20 protein-coding genes are annotated in these 17,705 nt (G+C 62.0%); 8 read left to right on the top strand and 12 right to left on the bottom strand.

Translation table 11 applies throughout. The features are described from left to right. Positions 1 to 306: 306 nt before the first annotated feature. From ACF8FG_RS11190 to ACF8FG_RS11175, 4 genes are all read left to right on the top strand, one after another. Positions 307 to 711, top strand: coding sequence for a TraR/DksA family transcriptional regulator (locus ACF8FG_RS11190; RefSeq protein WP_003250099.1), 405 nt, complete (start codon positions 307 to 309; stop codon positions 709 to 711). Positions 712 to 889: 178 nt separating this feature from the next. Beyond that, positions 890 to 1,084 carry a hypothetical protein gene (locus ACF8FG_RS11185; RefSeq protein ID WP_012271507.1) on the top strand — a complete coding sequence of 65 codons (195 nt, stop codon included), beginning with the start codon at positions 890 to 892 and terminating at the stop codon, positions 1,082 to 1,084. 345 nt (positions 1,085 to 1,429) lie between these two features. Further along, positions 1,430 to 1,900, top strand: a complete 471-nt coding sequence (locus ACF8FG_RS11180; protein ID WP_014591718.1) for a hypothetical protein — start codon at positions 1,430 to 1,432, stop codon at positions 1,898 to 1,900. Continuing rightward, positions 1,897 to 2,109: a hypothetical protein gene (locus ACF8FG_RS11175; RefSeq protein ID WP_010953202.1), complete on the top strand. Its 213-nt coding sequence runs from the start codon at positions 1,897 to 1,899 to the stop codon at positions 2,107 to 2,109. Before ACF8FG_RS11180 ends, ACF8FG_RS11175 begins: the two co-directional genes overlap by 4 nt. A 12-nt stretch (positions 2,110 to 2,121) precedes the next feature. Here the strand turns inward: ACF8FG_RS11175 and ACF8FG_RS11170 are convergent, their stop codons facing one another. From ACF8FG_RS11170 to ACF8FG_RS11140, 7 genes are all read right to left on the bottom strand, one after another. Beyond that, positions 2,122 to 2,487, bottom strand: a complete 366-nt coding sequence (locus ACF8FG_RS11170; RefSeq protein ID WP_003250107.1) for a Na+/H+ antiporter subunit G — start codon at positions 2,485 to 2,487, stop codon at positions 2,122 to 2,124. Beyond that, entirely contained in the window at positions 2,484 to 2,762 is a 279-nt protein-coding gene (locus ACF8FG_RS11165) for a K+/H+ antiporter subunit F (RefSeq protein WP_010953203.1), read from the bottom strand. The genes ACF8FG_RS11170 and ACF8FG_RS11165 overlap by 4 nt, the downstream gene beginning before the upstream one ends. Further along, positions 2,759 to 3,247: a Na+/H+ antiporter subunit E gene (locus ACF8FG_RS11160; protein WP_014591717.1), complete on the bottom strand. Its 489-nt coding sequence runs from the start codon at positions 3,245 to 3,247 to the stop codon at positions 2,759 to 2,761. The genes ACF8FG_RS11165 and ACF8FG_RS11160 overlap by 4 nt, the downstream gene beginning before the upstream one ends. Next, on the bottom strand, positions 3,244 to 4,923 hold the full coding sequence (locus ACF8FG_RS11155; protein WP_019437601.1) for a monovalent cation/H+ antiporter subunit D: 1,680 nt from the start codon (positions 4,921 to 4,923) through the stop codon (positions 3,244 to 3,246). The genes ACF8FG_RS11160 and ACF8FG_RS11155 overlap by 4 nt, the downstream gene beginning before the upstream one ends. Next, on the bottom strand, positions 4,920 to 5,264 hold the full coding sequence (locus ACF8FG_RS11150; RefSeq protein WP_003250128.1) for a Na+/H+ antiporter subunit C: 345 nt from the start codon (positions 5,262 to 5,264) through the stop codon (positions 4,920 to 4,922). The genes ACF8FG_RS11155 and ACF8FG_RS11150 overlap by 4 nt, the downstream gene beginning before the upstream one ends. Then, on the bottom strand, positions 5,264 to 8,179 hold the full coding sequence (locus ACF8FG_RS11145) for a monovalent cation/H+ antiporter subunit A (protein ID WP_070384141.1): 2,916 nt from the start codon (positions 8,177 to 8,179) through the stop codon (positions 5,264 to 5,266). Before ACF8FG_RS11145 ends, ACF8FG_RS11150 begins: the two co-directional genes overlap by 1 nt. A gap of 150 nt (positions 8,180 to 8,329) precedes the next feature. Next, positions 8,330 to 9,280, bottom strand: coding sequence for a DMT family transporter (locus ACF8FG_RS11140; protein ID WP_041167037.1), 951 nt, complete (start codon positions 9,278 to 9,280; stop codon positions 8,330 to 8,332). An 84-nt stretch (positions 9,281 to 9,364) separates the two neighbouring features. Between ACF8FG_RS11140 and ACF8FG_RS11135 the strand changes: the two genes are divergently transcribed. Then, the gene (locus ACF8FG_RS11135; protein ID WP_014591713.1) at positions 9,365 to 9,928 is read left to right on the top strand and encodes a helix-turn-helix domain-containing protein; all 564 of its coding nucleotides are present in this window, start codon (positions 9,365 to 9,367) and stop codon (positions 9,926 to 9,928) included. A 48-nt stretch (positions 9,929 to 9,976) separates the two neighbouring features. On the opposite strand, the gene ACF8FG_RS11130 is transcribed toward ACF8FG_RS11135, so the two are convergent. Beyond that, complete coding sequence (locus ACF8FG_RS11130; protein WP_076403364.1) at positions 9,977 to 10,525, bottom strand: cysteine hydrolase family protein; 549 nt, start codon at positions 10,523 to 10,525, stop codon at positions 9,977 to 9,979. A gap of 82 nt (positions 10,526 to 10,607) precedes the next feature. Between ACF8FG_RS11130 and ACF8FG_RS11125 the strand changes: the two genes are divergently transcribed. Next, positions 10,608 to 11,600 (top strand): GlxA family transcriptional regulator, encoded by a 993-nt coding sequence (locus tag ACF8FG_RS11125; protein WP_014591711.1) that lies wholly within the window; start codon positions 10,608 to 10,610, stop codon positions 11,598 to 11,600. 81 nt (positions 11,601 to 11,681) lie between these two features. After that, positions 11,682 to 12,062: an antibiotic biosynthesis monooxygenase gene (locus ACF8FG_RS11120; RefSeq protein WP_318081689.1), complete on the top strand. Its 381-nt coding sequence runs from the start codon at positions 11,682 to 11,684 to the stop codon at positions 12,060 to 12,062. On the opposite strand, the gene ACF8FG_RS11115 is transcribed toward ACF8FG_RS11120, so the two are convergent. Together ACF8FG_RS11115 and ACF8FG_RS11110 are read right to left on the bottom strand one after the other, a co-directional pair. Then, positions 12,041 to 12,811, bottom strand: a complete 771-nt coding sequence (locus tag ACF8FG_RS11115; protein WP_019437607.1) for a S9 family peptidase — start codon at positions 12,809 to 12,811, stop codon at positions 12,041 to 12,043. The two genes, ACF8FG_RS11120 and ACF8FG_RS11115, sit on opposite strands and share 22 nt — an antisense overlap. Beyond that, positions 12,795 to 13,913 carry a DUF3182 family protein gene (locus tag ACF8FG_RS11110; RefSeq protein WP_318081690.1) on the bottom strand — a complete coding sequence of 373 codons (1,119 nt, stop codon included), beginning with the start codon at positions 13,911 to 13,913 and terminating at the stop codon, positions 12,795 to 12,797. The genes ACF8FG_RS11115 and ACF8FG_RS11110 overlap by 17 nt, the downstream gene beginning before the upstream one ends. Positions 13,914 to 14,133: 220 nt before the next feature. Here ACF8FG_RS11110 and ACF8FG_RS11105 point away from each other — a divergent pair, with 220 nt between their 5' ends. Beyond that, the gene (locus ACF8FG_RS11105; RefSeq protein ID WP_081384727.1) at positions 14,134 to 15,942 is read left to right on the top strand and encodes an aminopeptidase P family protein; all 1,809 of its coding nucleotides are present in this window, start codon (positions 14,134 to 14,136) and stop codon (positions 15,940 to 15,942) included. A 38-nt stretch (positions 15,943 to 15,980) separates the two neighbouring features. Here ACF8FG_RS11105 and ACF8FG_RS11100 read toward each other — a convergent pair whose 3' ends face one another. Together ACF8FG_RS11100 and rhtA are read right to left on the bottom strand one after the other, a co-directional pair. After that, positions 15,981 to 16,262, bottom strand: coding sequence for a hypothetical protein (locus ACF8FG_RS11100; protein WP_014591706.1), 282 nt, complete (start codon positions 16,260 to 16,262; stop codon positions 15,981 to 15,983). Positions 16,263 to 16,454: 192 nt separating this feature from the next. Beyond that, positions 16,455 to 17,342, bottom strand: coding sequence for a threonine/homoserine exporter RhtA (gene rhtA, locus ACF8FG_RS11095; RefSeq protein ID WP_014591705.1), 888 nt, complete (start codon positions 17,340 to 17,342; stop codon positions 16,455 to 16,457). Positions 17,343 to 17,705: the final 363 nt, after the last annotated feature.

Genomic DNA, 17,705 nt, shown 5'->3' with positions numbered 1-17,705 from the left:
ATCAAGATCAAGATCAACGGCAACGGCAACGGCAACGGCAACGGCAACAGCAACAGCAGGCGAATGGGCACTGCCAGAATCACAGTTTACTACTGGCCCTTCAGCTGAGCTGGGGTGCCGACCGGCGGATTGTGAGCAGTGGAAGCAAATTCGCACCCATTTGCAGTTGCTCCACGCGGCGTGGCGCCTTAGACTGCCGCCCCCTGTAAAAGAGTGCCGGTTGGCGCTTGAAGAATTCCGCTGGCGATGCATAGGCATCGACGGCACATGAATCGCCCAAATGCACATTTTTTCATAGAGAAATCGATGACCAAGGAACAGTTGCTGGCCATGTCGGCCGATGACTACATGAACGCCGACCAGCTTGCCTTCTTTACTGAGCTGCTGCAGGCGATGAAAGTCGAAACCCATGAACGCATCGAACTCAGCCGCACCACCATCGAAGGCCTGGACACTCCGTCAGACCCTGCCGACGTGGCTTCGGTCGAAGAAGAACGTAGCTGGCTGGTAAATGCCATCGACCGCGACCAGCGCCTGCTACCACAGCTGGAAATGGCCCTGGACCGTATTGCCGACGAAAGCTTCGGCTGGTGCGATGACAGTGGTGAGCCCATCGGCCTGAAGCGCTTGCTGATCAGCCCGACCACCAAGTACTGCATCGAAGCCCAGGAGCGCCACGAGCAGCTCGACCGCCACCAGCGCCAGGTATAAAACCGCGCGTGGTGCCAAGCCCCTCGGAGCTATCCCTGGGGCTTTTTGCGTTTCTCGACGAGACCGTTTTTGTTGCGCCTTACGAAACACTGCTGTACCGCGATGCGCTGTTTCCGCGTCACTGTCAGGCGTATCATGGCTTTATCGTTAGGGTGCTAATTAAATTCCGGAGGGGATGATGAATAGCCGAGTCGATGTGGCTGTGATGATAGGGTCGGGTGTGCCGGCCACCTTGCAGGCGCTGGGCAAGCGTATTTGCTGGGTAGTGCTGGTCAATGGAGAGCGTCGCGGCACCGCCTTCGCCACGCGCGAAGAAGCGCTTGAGTGCCAGGCTGCCTGGCAGCAGCAGCTGAAGAAAGGGCTGGCTGCCTGAAAATGTTTATTGCCTCTCGACGGGTTTCGGTGTTTTCGGGCATATTTGTCCTACAGTAATGCGCACATGGATGCCAGGGCTTGTCTTCTTGCAGGCTCACGCCATTGGTTGCGTTTTCTGGCGAGTGATTTCAGGCATCACGCTTCCCAAGCCGGGAATGAGCCAAACGCCTTCGGTTGAGGGCGAGTCTGGCAAACCAGAGTAAAGATTCCTGCACGCTGCATCGTCGGCGAGCACAGACATTTCGCATATCGCTTTATTACTCTTTTTGCCTATCGATAAGAAATGGCCGTGCCTCCCCGAGCTTGGGTGAGGGCGGGTTGTAACCGGTTGAGGATTACTTCATTGGCAGTCAGCACACTTGATACGCATGCGTTGTTCGCCCTGGGCGACTTGCGCGGTAAATTGGCCCAACTGTTTCAGGGCCGCTTCATCTATGTCACCGAACAGAGTCCCGAAGGCCTGTACATGGCCGAAATCGACACCGAGAGTGCACTGGTGGTCGATGACAAGCAGCGCCTTGAACTGAAAGTCGGCGACCACTTTCGTGCTGCCGTATTGCCCAGCCGCGAAGGTGGCAAGTTGGAAATGCGCTTTCGCGACATCAAGTTGAATGTGTATGGCGTGGGTGATTACGCCTTCGTTTCTGTGCCGGAAGGCGAGGGCATCGTATTTCGTGAAGGCCATGGCGTGATGCTGGTATTCGCCGCGCAGCAGCAAGTGCAGGAAGGCCTGGGCAAGTTGCTTAAAGCAGTGACTGGCAAGGTCGCCAAATGGCGCAAGGGTGAACTGACCACCTTCAAGGCCAGTGAATGACCGACAGTCACGACTCACCAGCCTCGCGGGCCGAGTTTCATCGGCAGCACCAGGCAGATGCCGTGGCTGAGGCAGAACGTTTGCTGGCCGGGCGTGAGAAGCTGCAAGGCGCCTGGTTGACTTGGGTGGCGGCTGAGCTCTATCGCCTCAGCCCGCCACCGTATGCCGCCATGGTCCGGCGCGAGTTGCAGCGTCTCAGCCAAGGTTGAGACGGCAAACCTTCAATTGCCACGGTCTCGGCCGCTGCTGACCTCTTCAGGCACCGGCTCTTTCGACATGCGCTTGCGGAATAGCGCCGCCCGCGCCAGCAACAGCGTGGTTATCGGCACGGTGATCGACAGCAGGATCGGAATCAGCCACGCGTGGAGCACCGGGGTGCCCTTGAGCCACGAAAAGTAGATGATCGAGGCCAGTGCAACGCACCAGGCACCAAGGGTCGAGGCCAGCGCTGGCGGGTGCATGCGCTGGAAGTAGTCTTTCAGGCGTACCAGGCCTATAGCACCGACCAGCGCGAACAGGCTGCCGGTGAGCAGTAGCGCGGCGGTGACCAGCTCCAGCCAGAAGGGCAGTACCAGGGCTTCAGTCATTCGATCACCTCACCGCGCAGCAGAAACTTGGCCAAGGCAAACGAGCCGACGAAACCAAACAGTGCAATCAGCAGGGCACCTTCGAAGTAGGTGTCACTGGCATAACGGATACCCAGCACCAGCATGGTGAGCATGGCCAGGATGTACAGGTAGTCCAGGGCCAGCACGCGGTCTTGGGCGGACGGGCCACGGAACAGCCGGATCAGCGCCAGGCTCATGGCCAGGGCGAAGATGAACAGGCTGGCGAGGACGGCATTGGCGAGCAGGCCTGTCATTGGAAAATCTCCATAAGCGGGCGTTCGTAAGTGTCCTTGAAGTGCTGTATGAAGGCCGCTTCATCGTCCAGCTCAAACACATGCAGCAACAGCACGCTGCGGTCCAGTGCCAGTTCGGACCAGACTGTGCCAGGCACCACGGTGGTGATCATCGACAGCGCTGCCAGGCCGTGGGGGTCACGCAATGCCAATGGTATGTGAACGAACGCAGAGCGTGGCGGCTGCTTGCCGGCCCGCAGCACACCACGGGCCACCAGCAGGTTGGAGGTGATCACATCGATGCCGACCCGGCAGATGAGGCGGGCGATGGCCAGGGGGCGCCGTACGTGTGCATGCTGCGGGCGCAGGGGCGCCATCAACAGTGGCGCCAGTATGCCAAGTGCGGCGCCCAGCAGCAGGTTGCCGGGGCTGACCGAGAGGTTCAGCAGCAGCCACAGGCCAAACAGCGAGACCGATAACAGTGGAGCGGGGAACAGTCGGTTCATGGCTGCACCTGTACGTCGCGCGAGGTGGGGCCAGGAATCGGCTGGGCGGCCATCACGGCTTTGATATAGGCATCGGGGGCCTGCAGGCTGGCGGCAGTGTCCTGGGTGTAGCGCAGCAACGGCTCGGCCTTGAAGCTGAGGATGAGGCACAAGCCGAGCAGGATGACGATGGGCAGGCATTCATAGCGCCGCAGCACCGGTGACGGGCGCTCTTCGGGCTTCCAGAAACGCTGGATGCCGACGCGGCCGAAGGCGATCAGCGAGGCCATGCCGGACAGGATCAGCAACGCCACCAGGCCCCAGCCGGCGGCACTCAGCGGCTGCTCGGCCGGTACGCCGAGGCCCAGTGGATTGAACAGCGCGCTGATCAGGTTGAGCTTGCCTACAAAGCCCGACAGCGGCGGCATGCCGATGATCAGTAGAGCGCAGGCAATGAAGCTGAGGCCGAGGAAGGCCATGGTCCACGGGATGATCTGGCCGATTACCACCTGCTGTTCATCGTCGAGGTTGATGCCCTTGGGCGGGTGCAGCGATTCCAGTGGCGGTGGCATGGCGTCTTCTTCTTCGTCCAGCGGCGCTTCATTGGCTGAGCGTGAGCGTTCGACCAGTTCGGCGAGCAGGAACAGTGCGCACAGCGCAAGTGTCGAGTTGACCAAGTAGAACAGCGCCGCGCCGGTCAGGGCCGCCTGGGCAAAACCCACCGCACCCAGCAGCGTGCCGGCCGAAACCAGGATACTGAGTGCCGCCATACGCTCCAGGCGCTGTGCTGCCAGGATCGATACCGCTGCCACCGCCAGGGTAACCAGGCCGCCGTAAATCAGCCATTCGCCGCCGAAATGCGCCGAGGCCCCGGCCTGCCCGGAGAACAGCAGCGTCCACAGGCGCAGCACGGCGTACAGGCCGACTTTGGTCATGATGGCGAACAGTGCAGCCACCGGCGCGCTGGCTGACGCGTAAGCTGGCACCAGCCAGAAGTTCAGCGGCCAGATACCGGCCTTGACCAGGAAGGCCACGGCCAGGATTGCCGCGCCGGCATGCAGCAGGCCACGGTCGGCCTCCGGTACCAGTGGAACCTTCAGCGCCAGGTCGGCCATGTTCAGGGTGCCGGTCACGCCATACAGCATCGCTGCGCCGATCAGGAACAGTGACGAGGCAAACAGGTTGATAGCGATGTAGTGCAGGCCGGAACGCACCCGCGCACGCCCCGAACCATGCAGCAGCAAGCCATAGGAGGCAGCCAGCAGCACTTCGAAGAAGACGAACAGGTTGAATAGGTCGGCGGTGAGGAAGGCGCCGTACAGCCCCATCAACTGGATCTGGAACAGCGCATGGAAGCTGGCCCCTGCACCGTCCCAGCGGGCACGGGCAAACAGCAGGGCGCTGAAACCGATGACCCCGGTCAGGCTCAGCAAGAGCGCGGACAGGTGGTCCACTACCAGCACGATGCCAAACGGCGCTGGCCAGTTGCCTGGCAGGTACACGCCGATCGATGCTGCCTGGCCCTGTGTGCGCACCCACAGCAGCAGAGAGACCGCGATTGCCAGGCCGGTGAAGGTTGACAGCAGGTTCAGACTGGCCTTGATATGCCTGTGCTTTTCACCCAGCAGCAACATCATCGCCGCCGTAATCAGCGGCAGTAGAATGGGGGCGACAATCAGTTGGCTCATACCACTCATTCGTCACGCTCCCGGCCGTCCACGTGGTCGGTACCGGTCAGGCCGCGCGAGGCCAGCAGCACCACCAGGAACAGCGCGGTCATGGCAAAACTGATGACGATGGCGGTGAGCACCAGTGCCTGTGGCAGCGGGTCGGTGTAATGCAACAGGTCCTGGGTAACGCCATCCTTGATGATTGGCTCCTTGCCGATGAACAGGCTGCCCATGCTGAAGATGAACAGGTTGACCCCGTAAGAAAGCAGACACAGGCCCATGATCACCTGGTAGGTACGCGGGCGCAGGATCAGCCACACCCCGGAGGCAGCCAGCACGCCGATGGCGACTGCAATCACTTCTTCCATCAGGCGGCTCCTGCTTGGCTGGTTTTTGCCGGGTTGCCCGGGCGATAGGCGCGCACCGACTGGTGCGCCAGGGCCGTGAGGATCAGCAGGGTCGAGCCGACCACGACGGTGTATACGCCGATATCGAAGAACAGCGCGCTGGCCACGTGCACATCACCTAGCAACGGCAGGTGCAAGTGGGCGGTATGGGTGGTGAGGAACGGGTAACCCAGCAGCATGGCGCCGGCCCCGGTCAGGGTCGCGCACAGCAGCCCGGTGCCCATCCAGCGCAGCGGCCGCAGGCTCATCTGCGCCTCGACCCACTGGGTGCCGGCCACCATGTACTGGAGGATGAACGCCACCGACATGACCAAGCCAGCGACAAACCCGCCGCCGGGCTGGTTGTGCCCGCGCATGAACAGGTACATCGACACCAGCAAGGCGATCGGCAGCAGCAGGCGCACCAGCGCTGCCGGCACCATCATGAAGCCCAGCGCGGTATCGGTGGCATGCCGCGGGTTGATCAGGTCGGTGACCACGTCTGGCGCCAACTGGCGTTGTTGCGCCGGCAGCTGCATGCTCTCTTTCGGAGGACGGAAGCGCCGTAGCAGGGCGAACACGGTCAATGCCACAGCCACCAATACGGTGATTTCACCGAGGGTATCGAAGCCGCGGAAGTCGACCAGCATGACATTGACAACATTGGTGCCGCCGCCCTGAGGCAATGCACGGCTCAAATAGAACGAGGAAATGTCGTTGGGCGTCGGCCGGGTCAGCATGGCGTACGACAGCACGGCCATGCCGCCACCCACCAGCACGGCCAGCAGCAAGTCACGCAGGCGGCGCATGCGCGCGCGCTCCAGGCTACCAGGCAGTGGCGACACGCCTTCGATACGCCGTGGCAGCCAGCGCAGGCCAAGCAGGATCAGCACGGTGGTGACCACTTCCACCACCAACTGGGTCAGTGCCAGGTCGGGCGCAGAGAACCAGACGAAAGTGATGCAGGTCATCAGGCCGCAGACGCTGACCATGATCAGTGCCGCCAGGCGGTGGTACTTGGCCTGATAGGCGGCGCCGATGGCGCAGGCAATGGCGATCAGCCACAGGGCGACGAACACGCCCGAACCGGGAATCTTCGGGCGATCACCCCAGCTCAGGCCGCTATACAGCATAGGCGTGAGGCCCGCGAGGAACGCGGCGAATACCAGCATGAACAGCTGCGACTGCAGTCGGCGGGTGGTGAGCACGCGCTCGATGCGACGCGCCAGCAGCATCAGGTGAACCTGGCCGTGCTCGAACAGTCGCTTGCCATTGAAGCGCTCGATCACGGGCGGGTAGGGGAAGCGGCCCAGGCGCAGTTGCTTGCGCAGCAACAGGTACAGGACTATGCCGCCGCTCATGGCGACCAGGCTCATGATCATCGGCGCGTTCCAGCCATGCCAGATGGCCAGGCTGTATTCCGGCAGGGTACCGCCAACCACCGGCAGGGCCGCAGCGGCCAACAGGGGGCCGACCGACTGGGTGGGGAAGATGCCCACTACCAGGCACGTGAGCACCAGCAGCTCCACCGGAGCACGCATCCAGCGTGGCGGCTCGTGCGGGGTATGGGGCAGGTCCTGGGCTGTCGGCCCGAAGAACACATCGACGGTAAAACGCAGGGCATACGCCACGCTGAAGGTGCCGGCCAGGGTGGCGATTACCGGCAGCGTGGCCTCGACCCAGGCGGTGGAACTGATGAATACCGTTTCGGCGAAGAACATTTCCTTCGACAGGAAGCCGTTCATCAGTGGCACGCCGGCCATCGACGCGCTGGCGACCATGGCCAGGGTCGCGGTGTAGGGCACCAGGCGGATCAGGCCGCTGAGGCGGCGAATGTCACGGGTGCCGCTCTCGTGGTCGATGATGCCGGCGGCCATGAACAGCGAGGCCTTGAAGGTGGCATGGTTGAGAATGTGGAATACCGCGGCGACGGCAGCCAGCGGGCTGTTAAGGCCCAGCAGCAGGGTAATCAGGCCCAGGTGGCTGATGGTCGAATAGGCCAGCAGGCCCTTGAGGTCATTCTGGAACATGGCGGCGAAAGCGCCGAGCAGCAGGGTGAGGGCACCGGCACCGCCGACGATCCAGAACCACTCCTCGCTACCGGAAAGTACCGGCCACAGGCGTGCCAGCAGGAACACCCCGGCCTTGACCATGGTTGCAGAGTGCAAATAGGCCGACACCGGTGTGGGCGCTGCCATGGCGTGGGGCAGCCAGAACTGGAAGGGAAACTGTGCGCTCTTGGTCAGGGCGCCGATGAGTATCAGGGGCAGCAGCACCGGGTAAAGCGCATGCTGGCGGATGGTATGCCCGGCAGCCAGAACCTTGTCCAGATCATAGCTGCCGACCACATGGCCGAGCAGCAGGGCCCCTACCAGCAGGCACAAGCCGCCTGCGCCGGTTACCATCAGCGCCATGTAGGCGCCACGACGGGCGTCGGCGCGGTGGTGCCAGTAGCCGATCAGCAGGAAGGAGAACAGGCTGGTCAGTTCCCAGAAGAACACCAGTTGGATCAGGTTGCCGGAGATGACCAGGCCGAGCATGGCGCCCATGAAGGCCAGGAAGAACGCGAAGAAGCGTGGTACCGGATCTTGTGGTGACATGTAGTAGCGGGCATACAGCGATACCAGTGCGCCAATGCCCAGTACCAGCAACGAGAACAGCCAGGCAAAGCCGTCCATGCGCAACACCAGGTTCATTCCCAGGCTGGGCAGCCACAGGAACTCTTCGCGAATGACGCCACCATGGGCAACCTGAGGGTACAGAAGTGCTACCTGGACGGTACCGACCAGGGCTACGAGCCCGGCAAGAATGGACTCGGCGTTACGTGCGTTGTGCGGCAGCACAGCTGCCAGGCAACTGCCCACGAACGGCAGAAGCAATAGCACTATCAAGGACATAGCGGCCTATTCTGGAGAAGTTTGCAAAGAATCATACGTGCCGAGGTGTTTATCACCAACACGCAAGCTGTCGCAGGATCCTACAAACCGGCTGTGACAAGCGTTTTTTTTATAACAGTTTTTTACAAAGAATAGCCGCTGTTGACCGTTTTACAGCCCCGCCTGGCGTTCGCCCGGGTTCTGCACATCGCATGTTTCGACGGTTTCACGAGGGCGCCGCACCTTGAGTTCACTGACCACTACGGCAACCACGATCAGCAGGCCGCCGAGCAGCGCCACGCCAGGCAGGCGCTCGCCAGCCAGACGCCCGACGATGCCGGCCCACACCGGTTCACCGGCATAGATGAGTGTGGCGCGGGTAGGCGAAACCGACTTCTGTGCCCAGTTCATCGCCACCTGGATCACTGCACTCATTGCGCCCAGGCCCACTGCGCTGGCCAGCAACAGCCAGGAGAAGTCGGGGATGCGCTCCTGGGTCGGCACGATCATCAGGAACGCCAGCAGCGATGCAGTCGCCAGTTGCACCACAGTAACCCGGCGCACATCGACCTGACCGGCGTAGCGGCTGATCAGAATGATTTCACCGGCGATGGCCACGGCGCTGATCAGGGTGACCAGTTCGCCCTCGCTGAAACGCAGGCTGCCGCCTTCCGGCCCGGCCAGCAGCATCAGGCCGATGAATGCCAGGCAGATACCCATGCTGGGCATCAGGCCAGGCCGCCGCCCCAGCACCAGCCACTGCAGCAGCGGCACGAACGGGACGTACAGCGCAGTGATGAACGCTGACTGGCTGCTGCTGATGGTTTGCAGGCCCATGGTCTGCAGGCCATAGCCGAGCATGATCGACACGCCGATCAGCATGCCGGCCTTCAGTTCGGTGAAGGTCAGGCCGGGCAGCGCACGTGCTGAGACCACACCAACGAACAGCGCGGCTGCCGCGAAACGCAGGCCGACGAAGAACATCGGGCCGCTGACGGTCATTACGTTATGCACCAACAGGAAAGTGCCGCCCCACAACATGGTGATGAATACCAGCACCAGTTCGGCCTTGCTGAGGCGAAAGGTGACGGCAGGAGTAGGCTTGCTGTTGGGCTGGTTCATGGTCTTGCACACTCGGAAAGGGCGGCGCACAATCGCCGCAAAAGTGGGCAGTATACTGCGCAATCCTGATCAGTGAGCAATATAGTGCACAAGGATTCTTCGCACCGGGCATCGGTGCTGCAACATGTCAGCCTCAATGTGCGCAGTCTGCGCAACGCCGCCGGCTTGAGTCAGGCGGCGCTGGCCGAGCGTTCAGGGGTCAGTCGGCGCATGCTGGTCGCGATCGAGGCGGGCGAGAAGAATGTCAGCCTGACCACATTGGACCTGATTGCCGAAGCCTTGGGCGTGGCTTTCAGTACCCTGATCCAGGCGCCAGACCTGCGCGACCCCGGGCGCATTGAAGAGCTGGCGTGGGCTGGCGAACACCCGCAGAGCAGAGCGGTGTTGCTGGGCACCAGCCCGGCAAGGCGCGAGGTGGAACTTTGGGAATGGACCCTGGCACCAGGGGAGTGCTATTGCAGTGAGGCCGATGCCGAAGGCTGGAGCGAGCAGATTTATGTGGTCGATGGGCAGCTGACGCTGATCATCGAAGAGGTCGAGCATCGCTTGCAGGTGGGGCAGTTCCATGTGTTCCCCAGCAACTGCCGGTATGCCTACCGTAACGATGGTGTGGTGGCTGTTAGGTTTGTGCGCAATGTGGCGATTTGAGCCTGCAGGCTTTGGGGCTGCTGTGCGGCCCCAAAGGTCTCAAGCTGATCAGTTTTTCAGCAGCTCGTCGGTCTTCACCACATCGGCATAGGCAAACGCCAGCGCCGCCATCGCCGAATCGTGCACATGAGCCGCCGGCACCTGCTTGCCGTCGAAGGTCAGTGGCAGGGTTGCGCAGGCATCGTGCGCCACGGTCACTTGATAGCCCATATCGGCCGCAGCCCGGGTGGCAGCGTCAATGCACATGTGGCTCATGCTGCCGACGATGGTCAGCGCCTCGACGCCATGCCGGTCCAGCGTGTGCTCAAGATCGGTGCCGAGAAAGGCGTTGACCTTGTGCTTGAGCACCACCGGCTCGCCCGGCAATGGCTCGACCTTGGCGTGGATGGCCGCACCCTGCGAACCGGGGGTAAAGAAGGGTGCATCGGCAGTGTCGAACTCATGCCGCACATGCACCACCAGGTCGCCGCGCTGGCGTGCTGCCGCCAGCAGGCGGGCGGCGTTGTCGGCCGCCTGGTCGACGCCATCGAGGGGCCACTTGCCGCCCGGGAAGTAGTCGTTCTGGATGTCGATGATGATCAGTGCCTGCTTGTTCATGCTGCCTCCTGTGGCAGTAGTCGTCGAGAGACGTTAGTTATAGGCTGTGTTCACTCACCTGAGGATTGGCGCGAGCGACACTATGCGGGCAAAAACTGACACCGGCGCTAACCTGGATATCGGCTTGCTGCTATACCCCGGCGTGCAGCGGGCCGCTGTGCATGGCCTGGCCGACCTGTTCCTGGTGGCCAACCGGGTTGCGGCCGAACTGGGGGCCGTCGAGTTGCCGCGCATTCGCGTCAGTTGCTGGCAGGCAGATGAGGCGGGGCAGTTGTTGCCTGCGTCGGATAACTCAGCTGTCACTGTACCGGGCCTGCGCGTCCTGATCATTCCGCCAAGCCTGGAGTCGGCACCGCAAGGCGAGTTGCTCGAACGTCATCGCGCGCCACTGTGCCTGCTGCACGGGCGTGGTACGGTGCTGGCGTCGGTATGCATCGGTGTATTTTTCATTGCCGCCAGCGGTTTGCTCGACGGGCGCCCGGCCTGCACGCACTGGAACTATGTGCAGGCGCTTGCCCAGCGCTTCCCAAGGGTGCGGGTAGAGGCCCAGCAGCCGTTGCTGGATGACGGCGACATCGTGACCTCGGCAGGGTTGATGGCCTGGACGGACCTCGGCTTGCGCCTGCTGGAGCGCTTTTTGGGGGCGACGGTGGCTCAGGAGACTGCCCGCTATCTGGCCGTCGATCCGGTCGCGGCGCCGCTGCCCGGCGCTGTGTTCAACCCGCGCCTGGACCACGGCGACGAGGCCGTGTTGAAGGTGCAGCACTGGTTGCAGGGCAATGGCGGGCAGGATGCCGACCTGGCCACGATGGCGGCCTGCGCGGGGCTCGAGGCGCGCACTTTCTTGCGGCGCTTTCGTGCCGCTACCGGGCTGCGCCCGACCGAGTATTGCCAGCAGGTGAGGGTGGGGCGGGCGTGCCGCTTGCTGGAGTTTACCCGGCGCACCGTCGAACAGATCGCGTGGGGTGTCGGTTACCAGGATCCGGGCGCGTTTCGCAAGGTATTCCAGCGTGTCATCGGCCTTACCCCGAGTGACTATCGGCGGCGGTTTGCGGTATCCAGCCAGGGTCTGTAGAAACCACTTGACCTTGACTTTACTTGAGGTTTTACCCTGCTCGACATCGCGCTGCATGCGTACGTAGCCAGGAGACTGTCGATGTTGGCAACACCTCATGCCTTGTGGTTCACCCAGATGATCGAATACGAAGTGCCCAGTATGTACCAGCAAGCATTGGCTCAGGCCCTGGTGGAGCGTAGTGAAGCATTGGCTGCGCGTTGCGAAGGGCTGCAGGGTGTGAGTATCCAGGCCAGCGACGATGGCTGCCGAGTATTGCAGTACCTGCAATGGCAGTCACGCCAGGCCTGGGCTGCGGCGGCCGTGCACTTCGTCGAGGAATCGTTTCTTGACCTGCTGGGCCAGCATCAGGCACGCGGTGTCAACTTCGCCGCCTACCAGGCCCTGCGCAGCCTGGTGCGCGGGGACGATGGCGTCCTGCATTGCCAGATGGGCAGTCCTCAGGCATACCAAGGTGCGTAGTGCGGGTAGCGATCCAGGCGGGCACCGATGACCATTTCGCTGATCCATGCCGCCAGGAGCGAGCTATACGCTTTCTGGCTCTGTTCGCTGGACAGCGCGTGGTCGGCGCCGTCGACGATGCGATGCGTGAGCGAGTGGGCGTTGACGAACGCCGAGCGGTAATTCATCAAGGTACTGTGCGGCACGTAGTCATCCTGCTCGGACTCCACCAGCAATACATCCCCGCCGAATTCGGCGCACGCGGCCAGCGCGCGGTTGTCGGCCGGGCCCAGGGGGCGCTGGCGATAGGCATTCAGGCGTTGACGGTCAAGGGTTTGCTTCGGGCTGCCCCATTCGTCATCCCAGTACATGGCAGGTACCCGCAGGGCCAGCCACCTGACCGGCCGTTCGCGGGTCAGCAGAGTCGCCAGGTAACCGCCATAGCTGCTGCCGATAATGGCGATGGCGCTGTTGTCGACCGCCGGGTGGCTGACCAGTCGATCGTAAGCCACCAGCAAGTCCTGCAGGTTTTGTTCACGGGTGACCGTGAGGCGCTGGCTTTCAGTTTTTTCGTGACCGCGCAGGTCGAAGGTCATGCACACGCATCCCAGTCCGGTGATATGCCGGGCGCGGGCCAGGTCACGTTGCTGGCTGCCGCCCCAGCCGTGTACGAAGAGAATGCCCGGCATTTTGGTGCCCGGGCTGACCAAGGTGCCGGCGATGTGGTCATTCTCGACCTGCAGTTCAACGGTTTCACTCTGAATGGCCATGGTCGCGAATCCGCGCAAATTTGCTGAGTTGTCCGAGTTCACTGTCGTTTCCTTGGTAAAAGAGGGTGGCGTCAGCGGGCAGGTCGGGGTTGCCGAATACTTCGTGGGTGGAAGCACGCACCCGTTGCAATGCGGGGTCATCGGCAAATGCCTGCAGGGCCAACAGTTCGGCACTGCTGGCACCACCCAGGCGCCAGGATTGTTCGAGCACCCCGCTGCACAGATGGCCCGAAGGGCTGATGCCGCGGGCGATGTCATAGTTGCGACGTGAGGCGACAAAGCCCGGGAAGTGCTGCTCGGCGGCTTGTTCGTAAACCATGGCCTGGTTGATGGCAAGGCGCAGGTGGTCTTCTAGTGGGAGCTGTAGCAACGCCTGATAGTCGCCACGTACCACCACCAGGTCAGAACCGCCGTAGACCTCGGTACCCTGATGGTCACGTGTCAGTTGCTGGGTGCCGTGGTAGCTGCAGGTCAAGCCGGCGACGCGCACCTGGCCGACGCTGAAGGTTTGCACCTCGCTCAGGTCTTCTTCGAGCACCAGGCCCCACTGCGCCAACGTTTGGTCATCCATATCGGCCAGCAGAGGCTCCAGGGCATCTGCAGTGGTGATGACCTGTTGCCCACGTCCTGCGCAAGCCAGTACCGGCTTGACCCTCAGCGGGCCGTCGAGCAGCAGCAAATGTGCGGCAGTGCGAGCGTCGGCTTTGCTGAACACGGTGTAGCCGCGCAGCAGGGCATCGCTGGCCTGCCGGGCGAAGTCGTCGGTCCAGCCCGGCGGGAAGCTGGCCCCGGCGGGTAACGGGTGAGAGATCGCCTTGGTCGCCATGTAGGGGTACGGCACCATGCCGCCAAACAGGTCCTGCTCGCTGCAAATACCCAAGGCGGCATATCGTCTGGGGTCGATCAGGGTCTCGGTTGGCAGGTAATAGTAGGCATCGGCAGCGTCTGGCGGCCGCATGGGCTGTATAAGTGGGCAGCCCAGCAAACGTGCCAGGCCTTCGGCAAGCTTGAGATGAACGCCGTGCTCGTGTTCGGGCGTGTGGTCGCGGGTGTCAAGCAACACCACGCCGGCTTTCGGTTCGAGGGCACTGGGCATGGTCATTTGCCTGTGTGCAATGAATGTACTGTGTGTGAAGCCGGTGTCCTGGGGAAGTTCAGGGAAACTTGATCGGTGGTCCTGGTCCTGTTGTAGGAAGTGTCCTATTGGCACAGGGCGTCGTGGGCAAGGCATGCCGTATCTTGGTCGTCGCGATTGCAGCGCCCTGGCGGCTGTTCCATTATCGGCCTATTGGATCAACCGTTATGAAGCCGCAGGAGAGCGCATGAACGTCCAGACCACCCTTGAGCAAAGCGTGCCGCAGCGACTGGTGCACGTGCGCCAAGCCATGGCGGCAGGAGGCATCGATGCCTTGCTGGTCCCCTCGGCCGACCCCCACCTATCCGAATACCTGCCCGGTTACTGGCAGGGGCGCCAGTGGCTTTCGGGGTTCCATGGCTCGGTTGGTACGCTGGTGGTCACCCCCGGCTTTGCCGGGCTGTGGGTCGACAGCCGCTACTGGGAGCAGGCAGCTCAGGAGCTGAAGGGCAGCGGCATCGAACTGATGAAACTGTTGCCGGGCAAACCCGGGGCGTTGGAATGGTTGGGCGAAAATGTCGAGCCCAACGGTCGCGTGGCAGTGGATGGTGCGGTCATGGCCCTGGCTTCGGCGCGCCAGCTGGCTGAGCGGCTGAAGGCGCGTGGAGCGCAGCTGGTAACAGACATGGACCTGCTGGGTCAGGTCTGGGACGGGCGCCCGGCGCTGCCAGGTAACCCGGTGTACCAGCACCTGCCGCCCCACGCCACGGTGAGCCGGGCGGAAAAGCTCGCGCAATTGCGCCAGGGCATCCAGGCCAAGGGTGCCGACTGGCACTTCATCGCTACCCTGGATGACATTGCCTGGCTGTTCAACCTGCGCGGCAGCGATGTCTCCTACAATCCGGTTTTCCTGGCCTTTGCCCTGATCAATCAGCAGCAGGCCATCCTGTTCGTGGGCCAGGACAAGGTGGACGAGCACCTGCGTCATGTGCTGGAGGTCGATGGCATCGAGGTGCGCGACTACAGCGAAGCAGGCAAGGCGCTAGGCACCGTTCCTGCGGGGGCGCGGCTGCTGGTGGACCCGGCCCGGGTCACCTGCGGCCTGCTGGACAACCTGGCGGCAGAGGTGATTCTTGTCGAGGGGCTAAACCCCACCACGCTGAGCAAGTCCTGCAAGGGTGACGACGACCTGGTGCATATTCGCCAGGTCATGGAGCAGGACGGCGCAGCCTTGTGCGAGTTTTTCGCCTGGTTCGAGGCGAACCTCGGCCGGGAGGTCATTACCGAGCTGACGGTTGACGAGCAATTGAGTGCCGCGCGAGCTCGACGGCCGAATTTCGTCTCACTGAGTTTTTCTACCATTGCCGCCTTCAATGGCAATGGCGCGATGCCACACTACCGGGCCACCGAGCAGTCGCATGCGCTCATCGAGGGTAATGGCTTGCTGCTGATCGACTCGGGCGGTCAATACCTGGGCGGCACTACCGACATCACCCGTATGGTGCCGGTCGGTAACCCCAGCCAGGCTCAGAAGCAGGACTGCACCCGTGTACTCAAGGGCATGATTGCCTTGTCGCGTGCCACGTTCCCGCGAGGGGTACTGTCGCCGTTGCTCGACGCCATTGCCCGGGCGCCGATCTGGGCTGACCAGGTCGACTATGGCCATGGTACCGGCCACGGCGTGGGCTACTTCATGAACGTGCATGAGGGGCCTCAAGTGATCGCCTACCAGGCGGCACCTGCACCGCAGACGGCGATGCAAGTGGGCATGATCAGCTCGATCGAGCCGGGTACGTACCGCCCGGGGCAGTGGGGCGTTCGCATCGAGAACCTGGTGGTCAACCGCGAAGCGGGGAAGAGTGCCTTTGGTGACTTCCTGCAGTTCGAAACCTTGACGCTGTGCCCTATCGACACCCGCTGTCTGTTGCCCGAGTTGCTGACCAAGGAGGAGGTGGAGTGGCTGAACGGCTACCACGCCTGCGTACATGAGCGCCTGGCGCCCTTGCTCCAAGGGGATGCGCTAGCCTGGCTGGAGATGCGTACTGCACCGCTGTAACGCAGGGGAAAAGGGCAGTTTGCGAACTGCCCTTTTCTCTATTTACAGATGATGATCATGCTCCGGCTGGTGTAACCCGCCGGGTTGATGCCGAACAAATAGTCACCGGCCTCTTCATCGCTATCGCCCGAGCGCGCAATGACCCGGTAGCCGCGCGTGCTGCAGGCGCTTGCGGCCTTGCTGTAGCAATTGTCCCACGAGGAAGAAAGACCGGAGCAGTTGATATGCAGGCCCTTCTTGCCCCTTTTGACCTCGGTCTTGGCTGTGGCGGCACATCCAGCAATGGCCAAGATGGCCAGGATGAGAAAAATTCGTTTCATTCCTGTCCTTAAATGCAGGGCAAATCAGTTGTCACGACCCTGTCGTTGTCGCTTCGGTTCTTCCTGAACCTTCTCTCGGCGTCCGTGTTCGGCCCAGTAGATAGCGTAAAGATGATGATTCTGTGACAGCTTAATCAGCGAGACGGGCTGCTACAATCATTAATCATTTCTCAAATGAAAATATTTCTCATATCAATCTGCTGCGATGGCCGGGCTGGGCGCCTTGCGCATGGACAGGGTGGTGCCGACCGAAGCGGTAATGATTGCCAGAATCGCCAGCCATTGAGTGAGCGTCAGCACCTCGCCGAGGAAAAGCAGGCCGGACAATGCGCCAAATGCCGGTTCGATGCTCATCAGGGTGCCGAACGTGCGCGCCGGAATCCGCGTGAGGGCAACCATTTCCAGGCTGTATGGCAGGGCGGTGGACAGTATTGCAACGGCAAACGCCATGGGGATCACGGCAGGTGTGAGCAGAGCGCTACCGGCGTGGGCGATACCGATGGGGGCGACGAACAGGGCCGCGACCACCACCCCCAGGGCCGCGCTCTGGATGCCGTGCTCGGCCCCTGCACGTTGCCCGAACAGGATGTACAGCGCCCAGCACACACCCGCCCCCAGCGCATAGGCGGCGCCCACTGGGTCGAGTGCCTGACCGCTGTGACCTGCCGGCAGCAACAGCAGCAGGCCTGCGATGGCCAGGGCAATCCACAGGAAATCGATAGCTCGGCGCGAGGAGAAGATCGCCACGGTCAACGGGCCGGTGAATTCCAGGGCGACGGCGATACCGATTGGTACCGTTTGCAGGGCCATATAGAAGAGGAAGTTCATGCCGCCCAGTGCCATGCCGTAGATGACCACGTTGCGCAACGTATTGGCGGTCATGCGTACCCGCCACGGGCGCAATATAAGCAGCATGATGATGCTGGCGAAGATCAGGCGCAGGGTGGTGGTGCCTTGTGCGCCGATGATTGGGAACATGCTTTTGGCCAGGGAGGCGCCGGACTGAATCGAGGCCATGGCGATAAGCAGTAGGCCGATCGGGAAGAGGGTGGCGGCCAGGCTGCGGGGTTGGGTGTTCATTTAAGTGCGGCAATCCTTGGGCGGGGAGGTGGTGAGCAATATAGTGCGCAATTGGTGGGGGAGGTGGTAGCCCTCAAGCGGCTTTGCCAGAAATATTTCAAATCATTGAAATTAAAGGTTGACCTTCTCGAGGGCCTCCCTATAATGCGCACCACTCCAACGCGGTAGCGAAGCAAAGCTAGCCACTGTGTTGAGTCAAGTGTTTGAAGCTAAACGAGTTTCTCGCAAAAAACTTCAAAATAAACGCTTGACAGGCTCTGAGGAAAGCGTAGAATGCGCGCCTCGGTTGAGACGAAAGGCTCTTAACCAAACGCTCTTTAACAAATCGAATCAAGCAATTCGTGTGGGTGCTTGTGAGTACGG

The sequence above is a fragment of the Pseudomonas sp. YQ_6 genome, from assembly GCF_043103245.1.
Taxonomy (GTDB): Bacteria; Pseudomonadota; Gammaproteobacteria; order Pseudomonadales; family Pseudomonadaceae; genus Aquipseudomonas; species Aquipseudomonas alloputida.
This window is presented reverse-complemented; position numbering and strand designations above follow the sequence as displayed.